This is a genomic window from Parashewanella sp. 2210YD4-3 (genome assembly GCF_056591735.1).
In genome coordinates, this window is sequence record NZ_JBWQOG010000005.1 from 187,034 (window position 1) to 210,483 (window position 23,450).

Here is a 23,450-nt window from a genome sequence, read left to right on the forward strand (position 1 = left end):
CGTATAGTGCTGAAGCAGAGCGCAAAAAATCTTAAGAAACTTATGGTCGGGTACTTGAGGAACACATTATGATCACTGCAATCAAAAACTATGCTCATTGGCTTCATGGACAGTGGCCCGATGGAACACCTGAAAAACTCCCTCTCGTTGATATTAACGGCACCACGAACATAAAAGGCGTTTATGTCGTTGGTGACCTCACAGGCATACCATTACTCAAATTTTCGGCAGATACTGGTGCAAAAGCAATCAGTCAGATCATCAATGACGATGCTTTTAGCAAGCGTGTACAAAGTGATGAAATTACAGACGTCATTATTGTTGGTGGTGGAGTCAGCGGCTATTCGGCAGCGATTGAAGCAAAAAAACATGGGTTAAGTTTCACTTTGCTTGAAACGAATCAACCATTATCAACTATTGAGAACTTTCCCAAAAACAAACCTATTTATACTTATCCGACGGATTTAGAGCCTGAAGGTGAATTAGCGTTTACCGACAAGATCACCCACAAAGAAAGTTTATTGTCTGAATTAAAAGCGCAACTGACTAAGTTCGACATCAAAGCGGACATTGCCAAGGTTAGCCATGTAGAAAAATGCTCGCAATACATTGATGTTGTTCTAGACAATGGTGACAAATTAAAAGCGCATAGAGTCATTATTGCCATTGGTCGTTCTGGCGGATATCGAAAACTTAATATTCAGGGTGAAGAGTTAGGAAAAGTTAGTAATCGTTTAATCGACCCTGCCGTTTACGCCAATAAAAAGTTATTGATTGTCGGTGGTGGTGACAGCGCCCTTGAAGCCGCCATCGCAACCGCCAATGAAAAAGCCGAAGTTACGCTTTCTTATCGAAAAGGAGAATTTAATCGTGCTAAAAGCGAAAACGTTGAACAGCTATATGAACTCGCCAATACCAACCAACTTAAGCTAAGGCTTAACACCAATTTAAGCGAGATCACCGAAGACAATATCACTCTTACTGATAAAAATCGTGATACAGAAACACTAGAAAACGACAACGTTCTTTTGGCTACAGGCCGTGAAGCTCCTTTAGATTTTTTCAGACGTTCTAAAATCACAATCCAAGGTGAAAGCACTTGGCAAGGCTGGGTTGCTTTCGTGTTATTTTTAGCGGCAATGTTTGCCCTTTATGACTGGAAAGGCTTTGGTTTTTTAAATTCATTTTGGGGGACTTTTTCTCATCCAGATCAAATGCCAACTCTTATTTCAAGTTGGGGAGAATGGTGGCAAACACAAGTTAATGACCGAAGCACCTTAATTGGAACCATAGCGATTTCATTAAAAAGCCGTTCTTTTTATTACACTTTGCTGTACACCATCATTATCGCTATCTTTGGTTGGCAACGTATTCAAAGGCGCAAAACGCCTTACGTCACGCGGCAAACCATAGTGCTATTCTCGGTTCAAGTACTGCCTCTGTTTTTACTTCCTGAGATTATTCTGCCATATCTTGGTTATAACGGCGTTTATGATGCAGGGTTTGGCAAAACCTTTGCTGATACTTTATTTCCGAGCTACATATCGGCACAAGACATTGCTGCTCAAAACTGGCCTGTATGGGGACATCACCGTGCCTATTGGCATGCGTACAGTTTAATCCTCGCTTGGCCATTAAGTGTCTATACCGTATTTACCGATACCCCGCAAATTGCTTGGTTGGTGATTGCTGCATTGCAGGTATTAGTGATTCTTCCTTTCATTGTTTACAAATGGGGTAAAGGCGCATATTGCGGTTGGATTTGCTCTTGTGGTGCTATGGCTGAAACTTTAGGTGATACTCAACGCCATAAAATGCCCCATGGGAAAAAATGGAACAAACTCAATATGCTTGGGCAGTTCATTTTATTACTCGCAGTCACCCTGCTGGTTATTCGAATCTTAGGCTGGATTTATCCTGATACTTGGATGAATGGCATGTTCAACCTGATTTTCAAAGGTGAAAATTCTAGTGGTCAACTGGTCAACGGGTTCAGTTACAAATGGATCATTGATGTTCTATTTGCAGGCGTTCTCGGTTTTGGTTTGTACTTTAAATATTCAGGAAGAACGTGGTGTCGCTTCGCCTGCCCTCTTGCTGCACTTATGCACATTTATGCTCGCTTTAGTAAGTTTGCTATTGCCAGTGAAAAATCAAAATGCATCAGCTGTAACTTATGTACCAGCGTCTGCCATCAAGGTATCGATGTAATGGCGTTTGCCAGCAAAGGCAAGCCTATGGTTGATCCTCAATGTGTTCGTTGTTCAGCCTGCGTAAGTACATGTCCAACAGGCACTTTGTCTTTCGCACAAATCAATAGAGTAACATCTGAAGTCATAAAAACGGATTCTCTCCCAGCTAGCCAAGTGCAAATGGCAGAGAAAATGAAAGCTCACGGAGTGATAGAGGTTAATAATGTATAAGGGTTACAGAGTAGCAGTAGTGATCCCTGCCCTAAATGAAGAAAACGCCATTGGCGTTGTTACATCCGCACTGACTGAGTTGGAGTTTGAAAACCAAACAGTGATTGATGCCATTGTCGTCTGTGACAATGGCTCAACTGATAACACAGCGTCAGTAGCACAATTAGCGGGAGCGATTACGGTTAGACAAGATATTCCGGGTTATGGCATTGCTTGTTTGACCGCCATAGATAACTTACCTCAATGTGACATCGTATTATTTGTCGATGGAGATGATTCCTGTTTTGTTGAGCAAGCCATTCCTATGCTTGAGGGCATCGTCAATGGTGACGACTTAGCCATAGGTTCACGCAACCTAGGGAAAATCGAAAAAGGCGCCCTAACTCAAACCCAAATGTTTGGTAATTGGCTTTCAAGCCATCTCATCACCTTGTTCTGGGGACAGAAAATTACCGATCTAGGCCCATTTCGCGCCATTAGATACTCGGCATTGCAAACTATCAATATGCAAGATAAAACCTTTGGTTGGACGGTGGAAATGCAAGTTAAGGCCATCATTCATGGAATGAAAGTGAGCGAGTATCCCGTAGATTCAAAAGTCCGAATTGGTGAGTCTAAAATAAGCGGCACTTTAAAGGGGTCAGTAAAAGCAGGAATCGGCATTTTATCTATGATAGGCAAGCTGTTTTTAACTCAAGCTCAACTTAAACGCAGTACAAACCGTATATGAAGAAAGTCGTATTCTCCATTTTTAGCTTAGTGATAGCAGCACTCGTGTATAAAGGTTATTCCTTCTATTCTGCTATCACACCTCAAGCTAATACCTTCTGGCAAGCAAGTAACGAAAACAGCACCCAAATAATCGACCATCAAGCTTGGCAAATATTGCTCGATAGATATTTACTAGACGAGGGAAGTTTTCGAGTTTTTAACTATTTGGCTGTTTCGAGTGCCGATAAACAAGCACTCACAGATTATTTAAAATCACTGAGTTCAATCGACCCTAGACAGTTTAACCGCAACGAGCAACTAGCCTATTGGGTCAACCTCTACAATGCATTAACAGTGGATTTAGTGATTGAGCACTACCCTATCGCTTCTATCAAAGAAATTGGAGATGGAATAACGGGCCCTTGGAATATCGAAGCCATAGAAATAGCAGGCCAAGCCGTTACCCTGAACCAAATTGAACACAAAATCTTACGCCCAATTTGGCAAGATCCAAGAATCCACTATGTAATCAATTGTGCTAGTTTAGGTTGTCCTGATTTACCATCTAAGACCTTGAGTAGTAGTGATATTGAATCTCAGCTAAATCAGGCTGCGGTTAGGTTTATTAATCAAAGTAAAGGCGTCGATATTCGAAGTGATAAGCTGATAATTTCAAGTATTTATAACTGGTTTTCTGAAGATTTTGGGGAAAACCAAACTGAACTAATGGCACATATAACACAATTCGCAAAGCCAGAGTTGAAAGAAAAAACTGAACTAATGGCACATATAACACAATTCGCAAAGCCAGAGTTGAAAGAAAAACTTGCTGAAATCACCAAGCAAAAGCCATTCAAGATAGAATTTCAATATGATTGGAAATTAAATTCGCCATTGGCAGGTCATGTTAATTAGGTAAATAATAGTTTAACAGTCAATGAAGAATCCACTGCCAACACTCGTTGTTTTTTGTAAAAGGCCTAAGCTCAATCAAGGTAAACAACGATTAACACAAGATACAAGCTCAGAAAATGCGTTAACAATCGCGAACGCATTATTGGCTTGCGCTATAGAAGACGCCAGAGCATGGACTGGACACGTCGTCTTAGCTTGCGCTCATCAACAAGACATAAGTTGGATGCAAGCTCAACTGCCAGATGCCACTGTTATAGCGCAATTACCTCTTGATCAGGATGGCAATTTAGGCGAACGCATCAACTATATTGATTCACAGCTCAGAAAGCTTGGTCATCGCCAAACTATTTATATTGGTACCGATGCGCCAATGTTGGATAAAACCCATTTTCTTTCAGTACTTGAAGCTCTGAACGAGCATGATATAGCGTTAAGTCACGCACAAGATGGCGGAGTGGTGATTATGGCTAACCGGACACCATGGCCGAATATCAAACATCTACCTTGGAGTACCGATAAACTTGGGGAATCACTTGCAAATGCTTGTGTGAATCAAGGATTAACCGTGACTTCAGCTCTTGGTGGCTATGATATTGATTATGTGGCTGACTTCAAAACACTCTATCAAGATCTCCAAGGCGACTTACGTTCAGCGCGACAAAACTTGCTCAAGCTCATTACCGATTTATTTTTTCAGGATGTACCCAAGATGACTCAGACTTCTTCATGCTGTAGCCCTAGCTCAGATACAAGTAAAACCGATGACGCTACTCGTGATTCGGTAAAAGACTACTACGGTAAAGTCCTCGAAAGTTCAGAAGACTTACAAACTAATGCCTGCTGTACTGATGACAGCTTATCTCCTCAAATGAAAACCGTGTTATCCAACATTCACGATGAAGTGCTTACCCGTTACTACGGTTGTGGTTTGGTGACCCCTGAATCACTTGAGGGTTGTCATGTTCTAGACTTAGGCTGTGGCGCTGGTCGCGACTGTTATGCCTTAGCCCAATTAGTGGGTGAGCAAGGTTCAGTTATCGGTGTCGATATGACAGACGAGCAGCTAGCCGTTGCAAATAAATACATTGAATATCACCAACAAAAATTTGGCTACGCTGAACCAAACACCCGCTTTTTAAAAGGTTATATTGAAAAGCTTGATGAACTTAATATTCCTGATAACAGCATTGATATTGTCATTTCCAACTGCGTGATTAACCTAAGCCCTGACAAGCATGCTGTTTTAAAAGAAGTATTCCGAATTCTAAAACCGGGAGGAGAAATTTATTTCTCTGATGTCTATGCAGATAGACGAGTTCCTCAACACCTAGTGAATGATCCTCTACTTTATGGTGAGTGCCTGAGTGGAGCCCTCTACTGGAACGACTTTGAGAATCTAGCCAAGCAAGTTGGCTTTGCAGAACCAAGGTTAGTCAACAGTCGTGCGATCACTATTGATAATGACGATCTTTCAGCAAAGCTGGATGATATTCGATTTACTTCGGCTACCTATCGTTTATTCAAAGCAGAGCAATTAGAGCCTCAGCCTCAAGATTATGGCCAACAGGTTATATATTTAGGCACGCTCTCTGAACACGAGAAAAAATGGCAACTGGATACTGAAACAAGCTTTACTCAAGGCTTAATTACACATGTAAACGGTAATGTTTGGCAAAGTTTGAAGCAATCTCGTTTTAGCCATCATTTTGAATTTATAAATGAAGGTGATGAACATTTAGGATTTGATCAATCACAGAAACTGCGCACAAGTTTAGACTTCGACTTCCAAACAAGTTCAACAGGAGCTTCATCAAGCTGTTGCGCCCCAGCACAAACCAACATTACGAGTTGCTGCTAATGGGAATTGCAACGCAAATCACCCCTTGGACTCATACCCCTTTAGGTGATGAGAGAGGTTATATACAGCCTCACTCCCTAAAAGAATTGTGGTTTCATACCGGAACCAAATGTAACTTAGAGTGTGATTTTTGCTTGGAGGGCTCAAGCCCTTCAGACAAACGCTTGCTGTCACCAAAGCTTGAAGAAGTGATCCCTTTAATCGATGAAGCGATAGAAATGGGCGTAGAGCAATTTTCGTTTACAGGTGGTGAGCCTTTCTTAGCCAAAGATATTATCGCCATCTTAGACTATGCTTCGCGATTCAAGCCTTGTTTAGTACTCACAAACGGTACAGAACCTCTACTCAAGCGATTAGATGCGCTCATTGCTTTAAAAGCGAAAAATCAGCATCCAATTTCGTTTCGCATAAGCATTGATTCCCCTGATGAACAAAAACACGACTTAGGTCGTGGTCATGGTAACTTCTCCAAAGCCTTTATCGGCATGAGAAAACTACATGAACATGGTTTTCCAGTGTCTTTAGCAAGACATATTGAAAGTGGTGAAGATCAAATTCAAGTTGATAAACAATTCCAAAATTTATTTGCTCTTAATGGCTTACCAGCTGACTTGACCATTGTGGCATTTCCGGACTTTCTACCGCCTAACTCATTGCCTCATGTACCACACATTACGACTCATTGTATGACGGCTTATCAGACGGAAGAACAAAGAAACAATTACATGTGCTCCAATTCAAAAATGATCATCAAAAAAGGCGATGAAATGGAGGTTTACGCATGTACTTTGGTTGATGATGACCCAGATTACTTTATGGGTAACACCCTGCAAGAAAGTATGCCTAAAAAGGTCAACCTTAAGCACCATAGATGCTACAACTGCTTTGCCCACGGCGCCAGCTGTAGTGAGATGTGATGGAAAAATAGCAAGCACAATTGTTATATCAAAGGAGCCATAATGCAAACGACAACTGAAGCGTACATCCATGTACTGACGACCGTGACATCCTGTCACGGACGGTTGTCTTATTACACTATGACTCCTCTAGATGATTTAACCCTCATTATCTACTTGTCAGATAACAGTAGATAAATACTATCGGGAGAGAAGTAATGAAATCTATTTTATTTTTATGTACAGGAAACTCTTGCCGAAGTCAGATGGCTCATGGCTTTGCCAATGAATTATTGGCAGATCAATTTGTCAGTTACTCGGCTGGTATTGAGTCCCATGGATTAAATCCATCAGCCGTGCAAGTGATGCGAGAAGTCGGTATTGATATCAGTAATCATGAGTCAAATACCCTTGAACAATATCAATACAAAGATTTTGACTATGTGGTTGCGGTTTGCGAACACGCCGCCAACAGCTGCCCTACTTTTACTCAAGAAACTCAACTAATCAAACGCCAGTTTGACGATCCGCCTAAATTGGCAAAAGAATCAAGCTCTACCGAAGAAGCATTAAATCATTACCGTCGAGTAAGAGATGAAATACAAAATTGGGTTTCTGGTTTAACTAGATTGAATTAAAAGGAACAACAAATGTTAGCAATTATCGGCGGCACAGGTATTTACAATATCGAAGGCCTAATCACTATCGAAAAGCACGATATCAGCACCCCATTTGGCAAACCTTCTGCTGAAATCGTTCGAGGCGTTTATCACGGCAAAGAAATTTTATTTTTACCTCGCCATGGTAATAACCACCAGCTGTTACCATCAGAAGTTAATTACAAAGCTAATATTTGGGCGCTTAAAAGCTTGGGTGTAAAGCAAATCATTGGCTTATCAGCTGTAGGCAGTCTCCAAAAAGAAATAGAACCAGGCGATCTTGCCATTGCCGACCAATATTTTGATTTTGTAAAAGGCCATCGTGAGAAAACGTTTTTTGGAAATGGGCTAGTAGCTCATGTATCTACAGCAGGACCTACTTGCTCTGCCCTTGCACAAAAGATTTCAGAAGCAGCGATTAAATCTGAAGTTAGATTACACACAAATAAAACCTACGCTTGTGTCGATGGCCCAAGGCTAGGCACTAAAGCAGAAAGCTTATTTTTAAAAAATGCGGTTAATGCCGATTTAGTTGGCATGACCAATGTTCCTGAAGTGTTTTTAGCGAGAGAAGCTCAAATCTGTTACTGCACCATAGGTATTGCCACTGATTACGACTGCTGGCAAGACGATCCGGCTCATCACGTTACCGTTGAACAAGTGATCAGTCGCTATGGTGCTAGCTTAGAAAAAGCCAAGTTAGTATTAGCCACCTACATTCAAGGTATCCCGGCAGCATGCCAAAGTCACTGTAATCATTCATTAGAAAGCGCTGTGCTCACACCTGTTGAAAGCTTATCTGAAGAAGGTAAGCAGTTATTTGAAGTTTTGTCAGCTTAACCCCAATTGTCTTATATTCTAAAGAGGAAGTGATTAACACTTCCTCTTTATTTACTTTTCTTGATTTAACTATTGAAACTAGCACGTTATTGGACAAAAATGAGTTACAATCTTAACTCTTTTTTATATTTCATTATCTTTATTAAGCAAATTTCTTAGTTCATGTTTACTCTGCTCTGGTGTTTTACCTGCAGTATCTAAAATAATTTTTGCAGAGCACCAAGGCTCATATTCTCTTGAAACTACACCCTCCCAAGATGGAAGAATAAGGTTAGGGATATCGCTCTGCCTTTTGTCAATACGCCTACGATGCTCATTTTTGTCTGAACAAATTATCTCTATCTCTTTGAAGAGGGATGAAGCTTTATTGGCGATATCAACCCAAGCTTTTCGTGATTCATATACAGGGTTTGTCGAATCTGCTACTACAGATAGACCATTTTTTAAGTTTTCTAAAGCAATTGAAAAAGCGATTTTATAACCTTGGTCGTAGAGATTTTTTAAACCGCTATTTTTTAGCTCTTGCTCAATAGTATCTATACGAATGTAAATAGCACCTGTCGATGACGATAGATATTTTGCCAATTCTGTTTTACCTACAGCAGGTAGACCACCAAATATATATAACATAAATTTTTCCGATTTTTTCGACAAAGACTAGCCCAATTAAATATGGCTACATTCCACTTAAGCAGGAAAACTACATCATCTTTGTGAAAGCACTCATATGTACTTTTCGAAATACTTAATGGGCATGTCTTGATAGTAACCAGCACCACAAGCTTGGAACCCAAGTTTATGGAGGATGTGCTGGGAAGGCATGTTTCTCGGCTCAGTTAAAGCGAGAATTTTCACATAACCAACATTACGGGCAAAAGACAAGACGGCAGAGCTAGCTTCATATGCATACCCTTTTCCTCTAGCTGAAACCTTAAGGCGGTACCCTAGTTCAACTACTGTTTCGCCTTTATAGTTAAATGATTCTATTCCACAATAACCAATTAGGTCACCTGTGGAACGTTCTATAACACAAAACTTTCCGATACCTTTATTTTGAAATGCATTAACCAGCTCTTCAAAACGCAATTTTGCTTGTTCAAGTGTCATTGCACCATTTGGAGAAAACGCCATAAAATCATCATCTCGTAGTAACTTCATGACTTCGCTTTGATCTTCCTGAACAAATTTTCTAAGCTTTAATCGTTCTGTTTTTATCATTGGATACTGCCAAGCATTTCACGCCTTAGTTAACAGGAAAACTTACAAAGATGATTTTGCCAGTGAATAACCACTGGTACATCAATAGACAAAACCTACATAGAATTTTATTGAGCTGTTCTGTTTGATTGGCTCAATTTTATTCCAAATAGAGGTCGTACCCACTTCCAGCGTCGTATGCAAAATTCATGTATAAGTAAACAACCCAAAAATGTCGCTAGTGTTAAAGCTAAGAACTCAGTATAAACAGGTAGGTTTTGCCTCGTTAGCCAATAACCAAACATAACAATTAATGTTTGATGTAGTATATACCAAGGAAATACTGCTTCTGTCATATATGACAACACCTTACCCGGTTTATTCAACCACTTTTGCGCCATCGCTAACAGAGCGATAATAGAAAACCAAGGGTAAGCTGTCTTTCTTACGATTTCAGAATAGTGCTCAGTCATTTCAAAAGCAGGTGACCAATAACTTTGTCCTTCTAAATACCAGACTATGGATGCCAATGAAGCTATACCAAAGACCATTACAAGAGAAGGGAGCAGTGCATTACTGACGGCTTTCCAAAAGCTACTATCCTTCGCAATTAAAAAACCGAAAATAAAAATACTAAAAAACAACTGATGATTAGCCCAGTCATCAACAAGAGCGTGTGTTGAAGGATAGATTGGTTTTAATATAAAGCGGTAAATCATAAAAATGACTGTTGGAACAAGCATAACAATCAAGAACCCCAGCTTGTTATCTAGCCCAGCGCTCATTATTTTCTGACCGACTCCACCCATAAATTTGATCAGTGGTCGAGAAACTGGAATTAGCATTAAGGTATAAAACAATAAATAAACTACATACCAAAGATGATTCCAAGTAGGTATGATTATTGAGTATTTATCAAAACTCCCTATCAAATATTCTGGATAGAAAGCCCAAAAACCTGATGTTATTTCGCCTTTCTCTAACAGCTCTAACCACGACTGCGGTGCTATGATGGTATGAACACAGAAAATAATAGGCACAAACAAAAATATAGTTCTGGTTATCGTGATTTTAATCAATGGCTTCTTATCAATAGCAAACCTGATTGCAATACCTGATATAAAGAAGAGTAAAGAAAGGCGCCAAGGGTTTACTAATTTCATTAAGGGTTCGATAGCATCACTAGCATGTATACTTTTTACATGGAAACTCCAAGAGACATAAAACATTCCAATGTGATAAAAAATAAGTATGCCAAATACGATAACCCTCAACCAATCTAAATCATATCTCCTACCTGCATCAATCCTATGCTCCATCACCAAGCTCCATTTTAGGTGTTTTAATTTTTATGCTTGGCTTTTATTAAACTGTATTTATCTATAAATAAAAATGCTTTTACATGATTTGTAACACATTTCGCAGCATTATCGAGCTGACATCGAATTCCTCAGTTTTAACAATTTCAAGTTACAACCTTAGCACTTTGAAGATATTAAAGTTTCACCTAGAAGTGCAGTCTCATATCGGGGCAGAACAATTGTTTGCTGTTCTAGTTGGGTTGAATAATTCAGAACTCTAAACCCAAAAGTCACAAAATTTTTTAAACCGACATTGACACCCTAAGGTATCAAGAGATACCCTAGGGTTACAAATGATACCTGAAGGTACCATGAAGATTTAAGGAAGAATTATGTGGAAACTATCAACACCAGTAAATGAAGAAAAGTTTTTGAAAAAAATTGCATGGCTTTCAATCATAGTTAGTGCTCTGTTTTCTCTTGAAATATTTGATAGTTCATGGAGTGAATTAAAAGAAAGTCATCCTTTATTTTTTATTTTCAGTGTAGTTGTTTACCTCGTTTTAATTATCATTGTGCTGAACTTGCTTTCTCATATTGTAATGTCTTCATGGGACATTAGAGATGCATGGTTAGGTCGCTTCCAAGACGAGTACTTTAATGCAGTTAATCTTAAAGCTGCTTATTACGCATTAAGTGTTTTAGGGTTGTTTTTAAGTTCTGTTATTTGGTTGGATTTTATACTACCAGAGGCCATTTCTACTATGAACATACAATCATTCAGCAAACTTAGTATGGGGCTTGGTTTCCTAACTTATGGCTCTTCGATTATATGGGAACTAAAGCAATCAGATGAAATCGACTGTGAGTAACAAATTAGAAAATAACATTGCAAAATTACGGTCACGCAGGAAGCTTTCTCAGCAGCAGCTGGCCGACGAAATTGGTGTTTCAAGAAAGACCATAAGCACGATAGAAACTGGACGGTTTACTCCATCTGTTGTTATTGCATTGAATTTGGCAATGTTTTTTGAAGTATCTGTTGAAGAGATTTTTGAACTGCTTTGACACTTTACCAACCGAACAAATAAGAACTTATTAATAAAAAAGGGAAAGGATATACAGGATGGCATTTAGATTATGGACTTATAAAAGGCCGTTTCATTACGAAGGAAATAATTATGAAGTTAAATACTTCTGTTCGCTTACAACTTATACATCACAACTATTTTGTGACGGCTCCTTAATTGATGAGTGCACTCATTCGTTTGATGGTGACTTCAAAGTAGTTGAACATAAATTTCAATCTCCAAGCCATTCACAAAAGCTTGTTGTTTCGGTGGGGTACTATAATTGGTTAAATGTCGGTATCGAAGTAAGAGATAACGACAACTTAGTTTATGCAAGTCACCCAGGAAAAGATATTCACTTTGCAACCAATAAGCTAGAAAGCTTAGGTATTTCTGACAACTCTCCTGAAGCTGATGAAAAAAGGCAGCAGCAAAAAGACCAGTGGAAAAAAAACAAACCTTCTATTCTTGCTGATATCGGCATTGGCGCAGCATTCTTTATGGTAGCCAAAATAACGGGAGATTTAACCTTAGCAGCCTTTACAGGGGTTTCCTTAGGCTTGGCACTCGTAGCAATACAGCGCTTTGTAAAAGTGGATTTGCTTGGAGGCTTCGCTGTATTTGGTACTGTCATGCTCTTAATATCTGCTCTGTTTTCAATAGGATTCCAAAGCGAAGCCCTAGTACAGTTAAAAGGTACCTTTATGGGGGTAATTAGTGCCTCAGCATTAATCGTCGATGGCATTTTCAATAAAGGCTGTTATTTTGGAGATCGCATTGAACGCTATGTAAACAAACAAATCAAATATCAATTTTTCGTGTTGGGTCTTGCAGTTATTGGATTGTGCATGGCTGCTATTAACTACGCTGTTGCTACACAATTGTCGGAAGATACGTGGCTTACCTATGATACTTTTGTAGAAATGCCAATTTATTTACTTATGCTTTGCATTCTAATTTGGCGAGCAGATAAGAAGACTAAGATATCGGATTAACACTCTAGATACGTTGATCAAACGTTAAATCCCGCATAACGTTTGATCTCATTTTGGGTTGCTGTTGATTTGAAAATTGTTTAACAGTTAGTTTTGGTACAAATCACATTTTATAATAGAAAGTTTCCAAAGACTGCTTTTCTCTCTAAGCAAAATTAAACACGTTTCGGGGCAGAAAAGTGCCAGCCACTAAGCTGGCACTTCAATGGACTTAAGCACTCATGCGACTGCCCTGCTATCTACGCATCGTTTTGCAGGCGTGAATAAAACTTAGTAGATTTTTACTTATAATTGGTTTCTTCCATCAAAACTCATGATGTCTAAATCTCTAGGTTCAATATTGTCTACGCAACCTAAATTTACTCTATAAACTTCGGGTTCATAAGTTGTGTCATGAAAAGGATATATACCGCAAATTTTGCAGAAATAATGATTAACATCCTTATCACCCCAATGATAAACGGAAAGCTGCTCATAGCCTTTAACAACAGAAAAATTTTCTTTGCCAAATGTTTGCTTAGACATAATTGCGTTTTTTCTTATACAAATTGAACAATTACATTGGAGGGCTGTGATACTTTCTTCACTTTCAAACTTAAACTGAACTGCGTTGCAGTGACAACTACCTTTGTATTTCATTTTCATTCCTTGTTGTAAAAACAAGCCAAACTGTATATTTATACAGTTAAAATGTAAATGACTAAAGAAAGATAATATTTATACTCTGTGCAACTTTGGGGCAGAAATTTGATAGAAACTGAAAATGATACATTAATTAACAAGTTGACGAAAACTTCTGACAACCTTACCCAGTAGTCGAATTTACACCACCATAAACATCAATGGTTAATCCACGCTCTTTTTCATAAGTTTTTGGAGTAACGCCTAATTGCTTTTTCAAATGACGTATTAAATGAGGTTGGTCGCTGAAACCAAACTTTAAAGCTATCTCGACCCAATCTAATTCTGCTGAATGTCGCTGATAGAGATACTCTAACATCGACTCTAATCTATTCATGGATTGACACTGTTTAAGAGTCAGTCCAGTGACACGCTGGAAACTTCTTTCTATCGTTCGCTGTGAGAAATGCAGGTGCTCTCCCAGTGCAGAAACGGTCATCTGATCGAGACTTTGCAGTACTTTATGGGTTAATTTACTGTGCTGATCTTCAACACACTTTATTAACCATGGGCTTAGCTTAGAGTCTAACTGCTTAGAGCAATCTTGTGGACTGGTTCGAGCCAAGTGAATGAGTTCGTCTTCATCGATGCCTAACTGCATAAATAATTTCGACCCTCTGGCTGAAGAGATTTTATCTAATACAATTGTCTTTTTAGAAAAATCTGGCAAGCAATACAATGCACCAGTGTGAAATTTTATCCCGAGGTGGATAAAGGGTTTAGAGTGGTCTAACACGAAGGTTTTTTTGTGGGGATATAGCCAATGACTTCCATTTCCTGTCACTATGCAGGAGTTGATATCGTAGCAATAGCGTTGATTTTGTGGGGAAATAATTAGATGCGCCGAAGGATCAGGATTAAGTTTAGGATGCGTGTAACTATCTGAGCCAACTTGCTTTTCTATTAGCCAATAGCATTCTACATATTTAGCAACGTCAGAAGATTCTGGCGGCTTAAGCCAATGAAGCATTCCGTTCCCCGCTTGTGTAGAAATGAAACCAATATTATATGGTAGACAGTTAAAAACAAAAATCCCCTTGATAAAGTTTAACAAGGGGGGATAAATTACTTGTGTGAGAACTCAATCTGTAGAATGCGATTTTGTGGTATTAAACCAGCTCGCTGAATTGCTTTTTGTGCTCCCAAATTGGTACTTTCGGTAGAACAGATAGAGGTTAAATTTCGCTCGTTGGCTGAATTCGCTAACCAATTAAGTACCTGAGTAGCGATGCCTTTTCCACGCTGAGACTCAGCCACAATCATGCCAAGGTCAGCGTACTCTGTTTGGTATTCATCAAACAAACGGCATTCGCCCGTTGCAAGTAACTCATCTTCATTCCAATAACCGAATAACTCTTTTCTACGGATCAAGTTGCCGTAGTACCCTGTTAACCATTCCTCTGGCGCACCAATATTGATTACAGCAAAATCAACAAACTTGTTCAGCTGTTCAGGCCGTGCCAGCGTTAAGTCAATGTCACTTTGGTTTTGTAGTATATTTCTTGTTACCTGCCTATACATTAATGCATTAACTTTAAATACGGATGAGTTATCAGCGCAAAGTGATAAGAACTGCGGTTCAGCTGTACTAACAAATGCGCCTTTGACTTCGCCCGTTACTCCACTATTTTTATCTGTAATCAACGTAAATAGGTCTTTTGCGTCTGTTTCGGCCTTAGTCGATAAATAGAATTGAAGCAAATAGCCATCAGCATTAATACAGCAATAGCCAACTAATGTCTCTTGTTCATAAAATCCGAAATGCGTGGAAAATGGAACAAAACCAAAATGCCACATGCCATCAAGTGGCGCAGTTGATTGAGCAAAGTATGCTTGCTTTAGTAAATGAATATCTTCTAGATTTTCGATAGGTTGAATTTCTAACATCGTTTATTACCTAATTTCTATTAATCAGTGTCGAAGCTATCTAACCTCAGCTCTGTATAACGAAATCAATAACTTTATGATTTACAATACAAACCTTGAATTTTTATCTACAGTGCTGCTAATTTTGTGTAGTTCAAGGCAGAACAGTTCGTAATAGCCAGTCTATTTCGGGCTGTTCTAACACAGAAATACGCATAAGTAGCTGTGCTGTAGAGGTTGGCTTATGCAGAGCTGAGGTTATCTAGATAGTGCTTCGTATTTGGATGTCACAAATATTAGTGCGATTATTTGATAGAAGATTGAACAAAAACGACAATTTGTAATGCTTGATTTTGATGAGTTGAGGTAATGATGTTCGCTAGAAAAGAAGTTTTCGACTCACTTCAGGGTAGAAGTGAGTCAGCTAGACAACAATCAAAAAGTAATTCAATATGATACTTTATTACTTGGTATGACACTTTATTACTCTACGACATGAGATGACGATTCATGATCGTGCTGGTAACTGCCAGCGTAATGATTTATTGAAATTTTACATTTCGATGTTCTTGACGATTAATTCCTTGCATGCACACTAAAATGAACATCCGAGTTCAGTAATAACTCGGATGTTTTTTATGCAACACAAAAAATTCACAAATAATTACATATTGAAAAATGATTAAATAGGCTGTTACTGATAGCATTTAACACTTTTACAACAATATGGATTTATTAAGATGCTTAAAATCACAGGGCTAACGAAAACCTACGACAATGGTGTTAAGGCGCTTGATGGCGTAAACCTTAATATTGACAAAGGCATGTTTGGTTTACTTGGACCAAACGGCGCCGGGAAGTCATCTTTAATGAGAACGATCGCCGGACTGCAAGATGCGGACGCAGGCTCAATCAACTTTAACGGTATTGACGTTCTCTCAGACCCACAATCTTTGCGTAAAACGTTAGGCTATTTACCGCAAGATTTTAATGTTTACCCAAGAATCAGCGCCTTCGATTTATTAGATCACTTAGCTATCCTTAAAGGCTTAAATAAAAAGAAAGAGCGTAAAGAAGTTGTTGAAAACTTATTGGCTCACACCAACCTTTTCCAGCATAAAAATAAAGCTGTCAGTGGATTCTCTGGGGGAATGCGTCAACGCTTTGGTATCGCTCAGGCTTTATTGGGTGATCCACAATTATTGATTGTCGATGAGCCAACAGCTGGGCTCGATCCTGAAGAGCGCAATCGTTTCCATAACTTACTTGTTAGCTTAGGCGAAGAAAAAGTAATTATTCTTTCTACACATATCGTAGAAGATGTATCTGAACTTTGTTCGAACATGGCAGTGCTTGCTTCAGGTAAAATTTTACTTGAAGGTCATCCGCAACAACTTGTTCATTCATTGAACGACCAGATCTGGACTAAAACGTGTAGCCAACAAGAGGCACAGGAACTAGAGTCTCAACTATCGGTCATTTCAAAACGCTTATTCGCAGGGAAAACTATCATTAATGTATTGGCCTCGCAGTGCCCTGATGGCTTCACTCCTGCACAAGCTGATTTAGAAGATTTGTATTTCTCTACCTTACATAACCACCGCAATCCATCAGCGGCATAAAGGGGGGGATGTCATGTTTCTATCAAGTTTAAAATTTGAATGGCGGTACTATATCCGTCAACCTTCTTTTTATGTCGTTGCTTCACTTTTTTTCCTACTGAGCTTTTTATCCGTCGCATCTAATAGCGTGGTTATAGGCGGTGGTGGCGAAGTCATGAAAAACAGTGCTTACAATGTCGCTTTAGCTATAACGGTAATGACTTTCATTGCTATGTTTGCTGTGGTTAACTTCGTTGGTAGTACTGCAATTCGTAACCATCAGCACCAAATGGAAGAGTTAGTCTACAGTAAACCTTTAACCCCTCTTTCTTACCAATTAGGAAGATTACTCGGCAGTTATGCTGTCGTGTTAACGACATTTGCTTTTATTCCACTAGGCTTACTGCTTGGCACGCTCATGCCTTGGCTTGACCAAACTCGTCTCGGTCCGGTTGAGTTGTATTATTACATTCAGCCTTTCTTTGTTATTGCCGTACCAAGCTTATTTCTGATCTCAGTGATGTTCTATGCAATGGCGAATCGTTTTCGTTCGTTAATGGCGCTATATCTTACTGCCGTCGCTATGTTGGTACTCTACAACATCGCAGGTGAGTTCTTTAGCCAACCTCAATACCGTGAAATGGCAGCAATGCTCGACCCATTTGGTCGCTTTACTTTTGCTGAAATTACTCGTTATTGGACAATTGCTGAAAAGAACACGCAAGTATTACCTTTTGAAGGCTTATTGCTTCAAAATCGCATAATTTGGTTAGCATTAGCTCTCGTCATTCTTTTTGTGTCAGGTATTGCAAAACAACCTACCCTGAGCAAAAAGAAAGATAAAAAAACAGGTAAAGTTGAAGCCACACCTGAGTTAAAGCCACTTACAGAACTTGCACGTTCAACTTCGCCCAACAATCTGGCACAGTTTTTAACTCGAGTTAAATTTGAAGTTCGACAAGTCATTTTTAGTGCGCCTTTCCTTGTACTTGGGTTGCTTACTGTCTTCAATCTTGTTGGGCCAATGTTCGACGACTTTGGTTGGTATGGTACTTCAAATTGGCCGCTTACTGCTGCAATGGTCAATGACATCACGGGTGCTACGAGTTTGCTGATGGTCATCATCTTGATCTATTACAGCGGCGAAATTGTATGGCGCGAACGTAGTTCTGGTATGGGCGACATCATTGACAGCTTACCGGTAAAAAACATCAGTTTTTGGACGTCAAAACTACTTGCTGTTGCTATGGTCATGGCATCCTTGTATGTCATTTCAATGGTCACGACCATTCTGTTCCAGTTGCTTAAAGGTCAAGGACATTTGGAGCTATCGCAATATGCGATTCGCTTGAGTTACTTCTATTTACTGCCGCTATTCATGAGCGCAGTAATGGCGTTCTTCCTTCAAGTTTTATCGCCAAATAAATACATGGGAATGGCACTGTTTGTCGCCTATTTCTTAACGACATTTATTATGGCAAGTTGGGGCTTAGGTCATAGCTTATATAACTTTGCGGCATCACCTACCATTTCTTATTCAGACCTAAACCAATACGGGATCAGTCTGGCATCGCACAGTTGGTATATGCTGTATTGGGGCGCATTCAGCACCATCCTGTTTGTTATCGGCTTTGGTTTATATCATCGTGGTCCTAAACAATCTCTAAAAGCACGTTTTAAATCACTGGGCTATCAAATCGGGTTTACCGGTAAAGCAACGATAGCGGCTAGTTTAATCGTGTTCATCTCAACCGGGAGTTTTTTGCATTACCAAACTAATGTGGTGAACAGTTATCAAACAAATGATGAAAGCTTAGACTTACGTGCGGACTATGAAAAAGACTTTAAACAGTTCCAGTCATTGCCTTTGCTGACTACAACTAAAGTCAATGCGAACGTTAATATCTTCCCTGAAGAGAGAATGATAAAAGCAAACTTTGATATCACGTGGCAGAATCGTTCAGATCAAGCGATTGATAAAATCCTTGTCAGCCTTCCTTCTCATACACGAGTTGAAGATTTAGCGATTTCGATTCCAAATGCATCTTTGGGTGAGTTTGAATCAAAATACGACACGGCTTGGTTAACTTTTAGTAAGCCTGTCGAATCTGCAGAAACGGTACAGGGTAATATTCAACTGACTCGTAAAACAGTCGGTATTGAAGAAGGCGGTATTGATTATGCTGTACTGCAAAATGGTACCTTTATTAATAACGCCAGTTTACTGCCGAGTTTTGGTTATAACGAAAATGCCGAGCTTTCCGATCGCCATGAACGTACCAAGCGTGGTCTAGAAGATAAAGCACGCAGTAACAAACTTGAAGATGAAAATTTCCATCATCAAAACTTCTTTGGCGTTGACGGTAATTTCATTGAGTTCGAAACTACGGTTTCAACTTCAGGTAACCAAATTGCGCTCGCACCTGGATATTTGCAAAAAGAATGGCAACAAGATGGCCGTAATTATTTCCATTACAAAATGGATAAGCCTATGGTTAACTTCTACGCCTTTATTTCTGCTAAATATGAAGTGAAAAAAGAGCAATACAATGGCATTAGCATTGAGGTTTACCATCACCCTTCTCATGCTTGGAACATTGATCGCATGATAGAATCGGTCAAAGATTCAATTGATTATTTCTCTGAAAACTTTGGCCCTTATCAACATAAACAAATGCGGATTATGGAGTTCCCGGCCTATCGCTCGTTTGCACAGAGTTTCGCTAATACAGTGCCGTACTCAGAAGGTATTGGTTTTATCACCGACTTACGTGACCCTGAAAATATCGACCCTGTTTATTACGTTACAGCACACGAAGTCGCTCACCAATGGTGGGGACATCAAGTAGGTGCAGCTGACGTTCAAGGTAGTGCAGTAATTTCAGAGTCTCTCTCTCAATATGCTGCGTTAATGGTGCTTGAGAAAAAGTATGGTAAGAACATGCTCCGTAAGTTTATGAAGCATGAACTGGATAGATACCTGCGTGGTCGGTCAAATGAACGTATCAAAGAGATGCCACTGCTGCGTAGTGAAAATCAAAGTTATATTCATTACCAGAAAGGCTCTGTCATTATGATGGCGCTAAAAGATGCATTAGGTGAAGCGCGCTTAAATGCAAATCTTAAAGCCTTTTTACAGCGTTATAAATATCGTAATGATCCGTATCCGACCACGCTCGATTTAGTCAGCTACATCAAAACTGGATTAAGCGAAGAGCAAGCACGCCTGGTAGATAATTCGTTTAATGAAATCTCCATTTACGACTTACGAGTACAAGACGCTCAAATCTCCAAGTTAGACAATGGTAATTACCAAGTAGACATGACTGTGTTTGCATCTCGTAAATCGGCATCTGGAAAAGGTGAAGAAACCGAAGAGCAATTAGATAATCTTATTGATATCGGTATCTTCAGCCATGACCCAGAAAAGCTGACTGATGATGCTCAAGTTTTACTTTTAGAGAAACACCACATTAAATCTGGTGAAAATAAACTGAGCTTTGAGATTAAAGCGGATTCAGCGCCTAAATTCTTAGGTGTCGATCCATTTGTTAAGCTGGTTGATAGAGATTCTAAAGATAATATCTATAAGCTTTAAGCATTTCTTAAAACCTTAATAAAAAGCGGCCTAAATTGGCTGCTTTTTTATCGCTTGTGCGCCGAGCATAGCGTTATTCTCTAATCTAAAGTGTATTTATAGCGCTGGCAAGAATTTAACAACTCATTTTGGGGTATTTTTGTGTTTGCCAGAGAGCACCGTATGCACATAAATAGGCAAAGATAGTTTTGCCAGTGGTCAACACTGGCACATCAAGTCTGAATTACTACATCTGAAACCATACAAAAATGCTTTACAAAATCACTTCAAAGATTTCAACATTGACACCACCAAATGTTGATTTTCTTTTAAATTTAAAACCTGTGCGCTGCGCTACCTTTATTGAGTTGGTATTATCAGGCTCAATCAACGCATTTACTTTAGTCAGTGATAGAACCATCTTTGAGTACCTCAAAACACCTTCAATAGCTTCTGTCGCATAACCATTTCTTTGTTGTTTTAAGGCGAGTCGATAAACTATATGATTAATAGATTCATTGTCTATTTTGTGCTTATTCAAACCACAAATTCCAATGAATTCACCAGATAATTTGTGTTTAACTAACCAATGCCCGAATCCATTGAATTTGTATGATTCTTTGCAACTTACAATATATTCAAGTAACTGCTTTTCTGAATGAACTCCCTTTAAAGAATATTCCATTACCTCGTAATCAGACAACACTTTTGATAGCTCGCTAGAGTCATTATCATCTACTTCTCGCAAAATTAGTCTTTCTGTTTCTATCATTTTTAACGCATTCTTTTACATAGTGTTTTTTTATTTTGATAAGAATTTAGGTTTTTGCAGGCTGTTAACTTGGGCTATTTTTGCGATATAGAGGCATAAAAAAACCTCTGACCGCTTAGCTCAGAGGTTTTAATTGAACGTGCAAACAACTATCCTCCGAGTCATTTAGTTGTCGTAGAGGTGGCTGTATGTAGGCCACTCAAATTAGTTTGACTCATAGGATATATTTAACACTGTTTTTTCGCTTTAACAAGGCTGTTGTGTAACTACTAAATAATTTATGTATATTCTTTGCATTCGTCGATTAGCAACTTATATAGCTCTATAAAACTAAACAGGTTTCAGGCATAAAAGTGATAGGAATAGCTTCGACGTTAAAATAGAAACTCAAAAGTATTCATTGAAATACCATGAATAAGAAATGAAGAGTCGTTCACATTTTATACTTTATCTATCCTCATAGGTTAAATAAGTAAATAATAAGAGCAACATTTACTGAGTCTTTAAATCGATGGAAAAAAAGGTTTTCTCATGTGTAATACTGCTTATGACTGTACTTATAATAAGTTTGACAGCAAAGGCTGACACGCCATATCAAAGACCAACAACACCAAAATTTAAATCAGAAGCAGTTGAAGCTTACATAAAATCACAACAGCAAAGATTTACTTCTCCAGAGCTATCATCCTTATTTGCACATACCTTTCCTTACTCACTTGATAACACCGTATTCCAACAAAACATTGATACTGCAACAGACATAAGCTCCCTAAGGACATATGTAGTTACAGGTTCCGACTTACAGGCTATGTGGCTCAGGGACAGTTCCAATCAGCTTGCACCGTATGCGTTCTTAATCTCGAAAGATGATCGATTGTTCAAGCTATTAGTTGGCCTTGCAAACTCTCAAGCTGAATTTGTTTTAAAAGATAGCTTTGCCAATGCCTTTATTGTCCCTAATGGGCCTCAATCAACACATAATAGTGATCAAACTTTTAAGCAGTATCAGCAAGACGCTATGAATCCACCTGTATTTGAACGTAAGTTTGAGCCAGATTCTCTGGCCGCTGTGCTGAAGCTGCAACGAATCATCCTTGAAAATGCAAGCACTCAACAAAAGCAACAGCTAACAGATGACATAAAAAAGAACTGGTTATTAGCTGACAATACCATTGTTAATTTGTTCAGCGCTTGGACAGGTGATTTTGATAACCTTACAAACCCGACTAATCAGTACTATTACTACTTTTCTAGGCCGGGTGCGAACGCATTGAACACACTTGAAAATGGTGTAGGAAAACCAAGTAAAACAACGGGGTTAGTAAGAACTTTATTTAGACCAAGTGACGATGCCACCTCACTTCCATTTAATGTCCCAGTTAACTTCATGATAGCAAGTGAGTTAAAACGTCTTGCAACTCAATATACTTCTATTACAAATATGAATACTCAAGTTACTTCTGAGTTAATTGCTTTATCGAACAAAATTTTGCAATCCCTTAAAACAAACGCAGCAGACGTCAGTGGTACAGACACTAGATACTCGTATGAGTTAGATGGTTTCGGTAATAGAAAATTTATGGATGATGGTAATATTCCCTCTCTATTATCATTACCCGTAATTGCCCCTGATTTATACGACGCCAATATTTACTTGCAAACTCGAAAGCAAATCTTAAACGCTTCTACCAACCCATATTTTTTTGATGGCAGTAACTCAGTTCAAAGTGGAGTTGGCAGTCCGCATACAGGCCAAAACAGGATCTGGCCATTATCATTAATCAGCCGAGCAGAAAGTAGTACTGACGAAAACGAAATTAAACAATTGCTCTCGGCTCTCATCAATTCATCTCAAAAAAATGGATTGATTTACGAGAGTTACTCATCATCAAACTATCAAGACATAACAAGGGAGAATTTCGCTTGGGCGAATGCAGAATTTGCTAACTTTATAATTTGGCTAATAGAGAAACATCCAGATATTGTGTTAAAAAGCTAAATAGAGACAACAGCAATTTCAAGCAAGCTATACCCTTATAATGACAAGAGTTTCAATTTATTTCCTTATAGCCAGTAAAGAAAAAACAG

21 protein-coding genes are annotated in these 23,450 nt (G+C 38.9%); 14 read left to right on the plus strand and 7 right to left on the minus strand.

Annotation, left to right across the window (positions count from 1 at the left end; all coding sequences use genetic code 11):
- Positions 1-68: 68 nt before the first annotated feature.
- From AC1EU0_RS09745 to mtnP, 8 genes are read left to right on the plus strand one after another with little or no spacing between them, the layout of a single operon-like run.
- Entirely contained in the window at positions 69-2,423 is a 2,355-nt protein-coding gene (locus AC1EU0_RS09745) for an NAD(P)-binding domain-containing protein (RefSeq protein WP_480302203.1), read from the plus strand.
- Complete coding sequence (locus tag AC1EU0_RS09750; RefSeq protein ID WP_480302204.1) at positions 2,416-3,153, plus strand: glycosyltransferase family 2 protein; 738 nt, start codon at positions 2,416-2,418, stop codon at positions 3,151-3,153. The genes AC1EU0_RS09745 and AC1EU0_RS09750 overlap by 8 nt, the downstream gene beginning before the upstream one ends.
- Entirely contained in the window at positions 3,150-4,049 is a 900-nt protein-coding gene (locus tag AC1EU0_RS09755) for a DUF547 domain-containing protein (protein WP_480302205.1), read from the plus strand. Before AC1EU0_RS09750 ends, AC1EU0_RS09755 begins: the two co-directional genes overlap by 4 nt.
- Before the next feature lie 22 nt (positions 4,050-4,071).
- Positions 4,072-5,907, plus strand: coding sequence for a DUF2064 domain-containing protein (locus AC1EU0_RS09760; protein WP_480302206.1), 1,836 nt, complete (start codon positions 4,072-4,074; stop codon positions 5,905-5,907).
- Positions 5,907-6,824, plus strand: a complete 918-nt coding sequence (locus AC1EU0_RS09765) for a radical SAM protein (protein ID WP_480302207.1) — start codon at positions 5,907-5,909, stop codon at positions 6,822-6,824. Before AC1EU0_RS09760 ends, AC1EU0_RS09765 begins: the two co-directional genes overlap by 1 nt.
- A 42-nt stretch (positions 6,825-6,866) precedes the next feature.
- Entirely contained in the window at positions 6,867-7,001 is a 135-nt protein-coding gene (locus AC1EU0_RS09770; protein ID WP_480302208.1) for a hypothetical protein, read from the plus strand.
- A 20-nt stretch (positions 7,002-7,021) separates the two neighbouring features.
- Positions 7,022-7,441 (plus strand): arsenate reductase ArsC, encoded by a 420-nt coding sequence (locus AC1EU0_RS09775; protein ID WP_480302209.1) that lies wholly within the window; start codon positions 7,022-7,024, stop codon positions 7,439-7,441.
- 12 nt (positions 7,442-7,453) lie between these two features.
- Positions 7,454-8,302, plus strand: coding sequence for an S-methyl-5'-thioadenosine phosphorylase (gene mtnP, locus AC1EU0_RS09780; protein ID WP_480302210.1), 849 nt, complete (start codon positions 7,454-7,456; stop codon positions 8,300-8,302).
- 123 nt (positions 8,303-8,425) lie between these two features.
- Here mtnP and AC1EU0_RS09785 read toward each other — a convergent pair whose 3' ends face one another.
- The 3 genes from AC1EU0_RS09785 to AC1EU0_RS09795 form a co-directional block, all read right to left on the minus strand.
- Positions 8,426-8,932: a P-loop nucleotide/nucleoside kinase family protein gene (locus tag AC1EU0_RS09785; protein WP_480302211.1), complete on the minus strand. Its 507-nt coding sequence runs from the start codon at positions 8,930-8,932 to the stop codon at positions 8,426-8,428.
- 93 nt (positions 8,933-9,025) lie between these two features.
- A complete protein-coding gene (locus AC1EU0_RS09790; RefSeq protein ID WP_480302212.1) occupies positions 9,026-9,520 on the minus strand; it encodes a GNAT family N-acetyltransferase in 495 nt (164 codons plus the stop codon).
- 107 nt (positions 9,521-9,627) lie between these two features.
- On the minus strand, positions 9,628-10,818 hold the full coding sequence (locus tag AC1EU0_RS09795) for an acyltransferase family protein (RefSeq protein WP_480302213.1): 1,191 nt from the start codon (positions 10,816-10,818) through the stop codon (positions 9,628-9,630).
- Between the two features lie 374 nt (positions 10,819-11,192).
- Between AC1EU0_RS09795 and AC1EU0_RS09800 the strand changes: the two genes are divergently transcribed.
- The 3 genes from AC1EU0_RS09800 to AC1EU0_RS09810 are packed head-to-tail and all read left to right on the plus strand — an operon-like array spanning position 11,193 to position 12,865.
- On the plus strand, positions 11,193-11,672 hold the full coding sequence (locus tag AC1EU0_RS09800; RefSeq protein ID WP_480302214.1) for a hypothetical protein: 480 nt from the start codon (positions 11,193-11,195) through the stop codon (positions 11,670-11,672).
- Complete coding sequence (locus AC1EU0_RS09805; protein ID WP_480302215.1) at positions 11,665-11,868, plus strand: helix-turn-helix transcriptional regulator; 204 nt, start codon at positions 11,665-11,667, stop codon at positions 11,866-11,868. The genes AC1EU0_RS09800 and AC1EU0_RS09805 overlap by 8 nt, the downstream gene beginning before the upstream one ends.
- A 58-nt stretch (positions 11,869-11,926) precedes the next feature.
- Positions 11,927-12,865 carry a septation protein IspZ gene (locus AC1EU0_RS09810; RefSeq protein WP_480302216.1) on the plus strand — a complete coding sequence of 313 codons (939 nt, stop codon included), beginning with the start codon at positions 11,927-11,929 and terminating at the stop codon, positions 12,863-12,865.
- 285 nt (positions 12,866-13,150) lie between these two features.
- Here the strand turns inward: AC1EU0_RS09810 and AC1EU0_RS09815 are convergent, their stop codons facing one another.
- The 3 genes from AC1EU0_RS09815 to AC1EU0_RS09825 all read right to left on the minus strand — a co-directional run bounded on the left by AC1EU0_RS09815 (position 13,151) and on the right by AC1EU0_RS09825 (position 15,433).
- Complete coding sequence (locus tag AC1EU0_RS09815; RefSeq protein WP_480302217.1) at positions 13,151-13,504, minus strand: GFA family protein; 354 nt, start codon at positions 13,502-13,504, stop codon at positions 13,151-13,153.
- A gap of 166 nt (positions 13,505-13,670) precedes the next feature.
- Entirely contained in the window at positions 13,671-14,516 is an 846-nt protein-coding gene (locus AC1EU0_RS09820) for a helix-turn-helix domain-containing protein (protein WP_480302218.1), read from the minus strand.
- Positions 14,517-14,611: 95 nt separating this feature from the next.
- Positions 14,612-15,433 carry a GNAT family N-acetyltransferase gene (locus AC1EU0_RS09825; RefSeq protein ID WP_480302219.1) on the minus strand — a complete coding sequence of 274 codons (822 nt, stop codon included), beginning with the start codon at positions 15,431-15,433 and terminating at the stop codon, positions 14,612-14,614.
- 719 nt (positions 15,434-16,152) lie between these two features.
- Between AC1EU0_RS09825 and AC1EU0_RS09830 the strand changes: the two genes are divergently transcribed.
- Positions 16,153-17,034, plus strand: a complete 882-nt coding sequence (locus AC1EU0_RS09830; RefSeq protein WP_480302220.1) for an ABC transporter ATP-binding protein — start codon at positions 16,153-16,155, stop codon at positions 17,032-17,034.
- Between the two features lie 13 nt (positions 17,035-17,047).
- Complete coding sequence (locus AC1EU0_RS09835) at positions 17,048-20,611, plus strand: ABC transporter permease/M1 family aminopeptidase (RefSeq protein ID WP_480302221.1); 3,564 nt, start codon at positions 17,048-17,050, stop codon at positions 20,609-20,611.
- Between the two features lie 253 nt (positions 20,612-20,864).
- Here the strand turns inward: AC1EU0_RS09835 and AC1EU0_RS09840 are convergent, their stop codons facing one another.
- Positions 20,865-21,362, minus strand: a complete 498-nt coding sequence (locus tag AC1EU0_RS09840) for a GNAT family N-acetyltransferase (protein WP_480302222.1) — start codon at positions 21,360-21,362, stop codon at positions 20,865-20,867.
- 547 nt (positions 21,363-21,909) lie between these two features.
- Here AC1EU0_RS09840 and AC1EU0_RS09845 point away from each other — a divergent pair.
- Positions 21,910-23,361 carry a glycoside hydrolase family 125 protein gene (locus AC1EU0_RS09845; RefSeq protein ID WP_480302223.1) on the plus strand — a complete coding sequence of 484 codons (1,452 nt, stop codon included), beginning with the start codon at positions 21,910-21,912 and terminating at the stop codon, positions 23,359-23,361.
- The last annotated feature ends 89 nt before the right edge of the window (positions 23,362-23,450 follow it).

Coding starts and splice junctions, on each gene's coding strand:
- AC1EU0_RS09830 (WP_480302220.1), top strand. CDS start 16,153: ATGCTTAAAATCACAGGGCTAACGAAAACCTACGACAATGGTGTTAAG.
- AC1EU0_RS09800 (WP_480302214.1), top strand. CDS start 11,193: ATGTGGAAACTATCAACACCAGTAAATGAAGAAAAGTTTTTGAAAAAA.
- AC1EU0_RS09795 (WP_480302213.1), bottom strand. CDS start 10,818: ATGGAGCATAGGATTGATGCAGGTAGGAGATATGATTTAGATTGGTTG.
- AC1EU0_RS09775 (WP_480302209.1), top strand. CDS start 7,022: ATGAAATCTATTTTATTTTTATGTACAGGAAACTCTTGCCGAAGTCAG.
- AC1EU0_RS09790 (WP_480302212.1), bottom strand. CDS start 9,520: ATGATAAAAACAGAACGATTAAAGCTTAGAAAATTTGTTCAGGAAGAT.
- AC1EU0_RS09785 (WP_480302211.1), bottom strand. CDS start 8,932: ATGTTATATATATTTGGTGGTCTACCTGCTGTAGGTAAAACAGAATTG.
- AC1EU0_RS09840 (WP_480302222.1), bottom strand. CDS start 21,362: ATGATAGAAACAGAAAGACTAATTTTGCGAGAAGTAGATGATAATGAC.
- AC1EU0_RS09845 (WP_480302223.1), top strand. CDS start 21,910: ATGACTGTACTTATAATAAGTTTGACAGCAAAGGCTGACACGCCATAT.
- AC1EU0_RS09745 (WP_480302203.1), top strand. CDS start 69: ATGATCACTGCAATCAAAAACTATGCTCATTGGCTTCATGGACAGTGG.
- AC1EU0_RS09825 (WP_480302219.1), bottom strand. CDS start 15,433: ATGTTAGAAATTCAACCTATCGAAAATCTAGAAGATATTCATTTACTA.
- AC1EU0_RS09810 (WP_480302216.1), top strand. CDS start 11,927: ATGGCATTTAGATTATGGACTTATAAAAGGCCGTTTCATTACGAAGGA.
- AC1EU0_RS09760 (WP_480302206.1), top strand. CDS start 4,072: ATGAAGAATCCACTGCCAACACTCGTTGTTTTTTGTAAAAGGCCTAAG.
- AC1EU0_RS09835 (WP_480302221.1), top strand. CDS start 17,048: ATGTTTCTATCAAGTTTAAAATTTGAATGGCGGTACTATATCCGTCAA.
- AC1EU0_RS09750 (WP_480302204.1), top strand. CDS start 2,416: ATGTATAAGGGTTACAGAGTAGCAGTAGTGATCCCTGCCCTAAATGAA.
- AC1EU0_RS09815 (WP_480302217.1), bottom strand. CDS start 13,504: ATGAAATACAAAGGTAGTTGTCACTGCAACGCAGTTCAGTTTAAGTTT.
- mtnP (WP_480302210.1), top strand. CDS start 7,454: ATGTTAGCAATTATCGGCGGCACAGGTATTTACAATATCGAAGGCCTA.
- AC1EU0_RS09755 (WP_480302205.1), top strand. CDS start 3,150: ATGAAGAAAGTCGTATTCTCCATTTTTAGCTTAGTGATAGCAGCACTC.
- AC1EU0_RS09770 (WP_480302208.1), top strand. CDS start 6,867: ATGCAAACGACAACTGAAGCGTACATCCATGTACTGACGACCGTGACA.
- AC1EU0_RS09820 (WP_480302218.1), bottom strand. CDS start 14,516: ATGCTTCATTGGCTTAAGCCGCCAGAATCTTCTGACGTTGCTAAATAT.
- AC1EU0_RS09765 (WP_480302207.1), top strand. CDS start 5,907: ATGGGAATTGCAACGCAAATCACCCCTTGGACTCATACCCCTTTAGGT.